Here is a 2,409-nt window from a genome sequence, read left to right as displayed (position 1 = left end):
GGAACGTAAAGTTGTTTTTTAGGCACATGAATCATTATTGATAAGCTCCCATCTCACCAGAAAGCGAAATTGATTACACGCTGTTTTTAGACAGGTCTTAATGCTTGGGTTTGAGCCACATCTCCCAGATCGCCCGAAGGGAGACGTAGGCGAATATCCCGGCAAACAATCCCCCGCCGGGCACATGCAGCCAGAAAAAGGCGGGTGATACAAAGGCTTTCAGCCACATGGCCAGGATATCGACCATCACCCCGATAAAAGGTAGTACTACCAGCCAGGTGCGCAGGGCCAAACCAACATCCAGCCAAATGGTGATGGCTCCCACAAAGATGAAAATCATGCTCATGCCGAAAAGGTGAATGTGAGTCCACTTCAGGGTCCAGACAAATTGTTCCTGCTGGTAGAACGGTTTGACTGTTTTCTTTTCAACGGTTGACAGGTCAGCAAATAAGTCGCCCCGGTCAAGCTTAGATGTGTCCGGGGCGCTGTGATCCATACCTGCATGGCGGTCCCTTGCCTGAGAAGCTGTGTCGTCATTGCCGGCTTGAGAAAAAAAAGTGGGAATGATGTCATGGACGACGATCTGACCCAGTGCCCCCAGCATGCCGATGGCCAGAACCATAATAATACAGGTGACTAGAGCTTTGGCGGGGATGGGCATCAGTGCCAGCGTGATCCTACTGTGGGGGTGGTGGTCGGTGAGAGTTGAGTCCATGTGTGCATCTCCTTATTTGCCCGTGAAATTCGATCCCGAATATTCCCCACGGTGATCGAAATAAAAATAAAGGCTCTCCGGGTCGCCGCCTGTCCGTTTAAACTGAACCACGGTTTCGCGGCTGGTTTCAGCCCCGCGTGCTGATATATGGATTGATACCAGGTCGGTTTCCCAGTCTTCCGGCAGTTTACCGGAGACGATCAGACGATCGTAAAGCTGTGTCGCCTTCTGAACAGCTTGAAATGCGGTGAAGGCTTCTTCGCCATGGGTTTTGCCACCGTGGCTATTAGCGATTTCTGTCCCTGAGACAATTACCCCTAAGGTTATCAATGCAATGGTTATCACGAACCATATATGGCGACGAGTTGTATATGGGATCATTGTACCCTCCGAATTTTAGAGTTAAGATCTTCATGAGCCACATTATCTTCAATATCCGTACCATGTGCAAATACGATAGTCGTGATTACAGTTTAACGATGAATGATTTTGGACATTCTTGTCAGCAGTCCTACCTTCAATCTAAGGTACCAAACAATGCTGCCAGCTGGTCTATGTTCAGCCAGAACGCTTGTAGCGTGCGATGGCAATAAATTAATGATGAACTATTACAAAATGTTGGCAGAATTGGCAGAAAGTGATTGCCAAGAAAGCAATCAAAATGTCTTCACTATTTAAGGCTTTGACCGTACAAGAAACATTGATCTATAAAAAAAAGTACCAGTCGTGCGTTACGCGTACCCTCTTTTTCATGCGCTTGATTCGTACTGGGAAAAATATGCGCAGTTCGTTTGGTTCATGGATCAGGATATCAAGATCCTATTCCTTCTTGATGAAAAGCGCATAGTCCATGACGCTAGAGTGGAAAATTATTCTGTTACTATTTGTACCTTCCTGTAATAATACGGGTTTTGTAAAATCAAAAAACTGAATGTATTCGTAACTTCTATCGATTTTCTTTCCTGTTCAGGGGGGCTCTATCTTTATTTATCTCTCAAGGCCTCGTTCATAACATATTGATTCAGAACTAGCTAACTTGCTGCAAAAACTATGTATTTCAAGTTGTTGAAAAGTTATTGCGCACTTTTGTCTTTGGACCCGGTAAAGTGAGTTGTTTTTACGCACTTTTTTTAAACCTTATTGGGCCAACCTATTTTATTTTAATTATAACAGTAGGATATTCTTTTGGCATGGTAATTGATATCTTCAAACCATGTAAATCGGCGCGTCCCATGAAATGGTACCGCCTATTAATCAACGTCAGGAGATCAGAATGAAATATCCATTTCCCCGAATGCGCGTCAAGGCTGCTATTATGCCATTGCTTTGGATGCCGTGCAGGATTGCCCTTACCCTGATCCTGGGAGTCGCTTTTTATCTAGTCCCAAATGCCAGCGCCAGCGATCCTGACATTCAGCCCACCGGCGATAGCCAGGATTTACCCGAGAGTATCCGCCTTGCCGACCTGATCGAGCATGCTTATGCTCACAACCCGTCGATTCAACAGGCTCGGGAGGCGTGGCGGGAGACCGTGGAACAGTACCGAATCACAACCGGTTATCCGGACCCCCAGCTGATGGTCACCTGGTTTCCAGAGCCCATCGAGACACGCCTGGGCCCCCAAGACTGGAACGCCCAGATTTCCCAGCAGATCCCTTTTCCTGGCAAGCTGTCAAAGGCCGGTGAACTGGTGG

General features: G+C 46.8%; 3 protein-coding genes. 1 reads left to right on the top strand and 2 read right to left on the bottom strand.

The features are described from left to right. Window positions 1–97: 97 nt before the first annotated feature. A complete protein-coding gene (locus ABYV26_RS24505; protein ID WP_372683969.1) occupies window positions 98–715 on the bottom strand; it encodes a hypothetical protein in 618 nt (205 codons plus the stop codon). 12 nt (window positions 716–727) lie between these two features. Further along, the gene (locus ABYV26_RS24500) at window positions 728–1,096 is read right to left on the bottom strand and encodes a DUF6488 family protein (protein ID WP_372683968.1); all 369 of its coding nucleotides are present in this window, start codon (window positions 1,094–1,096) and stop codon (window positions 728–730) included. Between the two features lie 892 nt (window positions 1,097–1,988). Here ABYV26_RS24500 and ABYV26_RS24495 point away from each other — a divergent pair. After that, on the top strand, window positions 1,989–2,409 hold a 421-nt coding region (locus ABYV26_RS24495; RefSeq protein WP_372683967.1), incomplete at its 3' end, for a TolC family protein.

Origin of the sequence: Desulfosarcina sp. (genome assembly GCF_041551955.1) — a bacterium.
In the GTDB taxonomy this organism is placed as follows: Bacteria; Desulfobacterota; Desulfobacteria; order Desulfobacterales; family Desulfosarcinaceae; genus Desulfosarcina.
Note: the sequence above shows the minus strand (reverse complement) of the source record. Positions and strands in the feature narration are given on the sequence as shown.

Coding starts and splice junctions, on each gene's coding strand:
- ABYV26_RS24500 (WP_372683968.1), bottom strand. CDS start 1,096: ATGATCCCATATACAACTCGTCGCCATATATGGTTCGTGATAACCATT.
- ABYV26_RS24505 (WP_372683969.1), bottom strand. CDS start 715: ATGGACTCAACTCTCACCGACCACCACCCCCACAGTAGGATCACGCTG.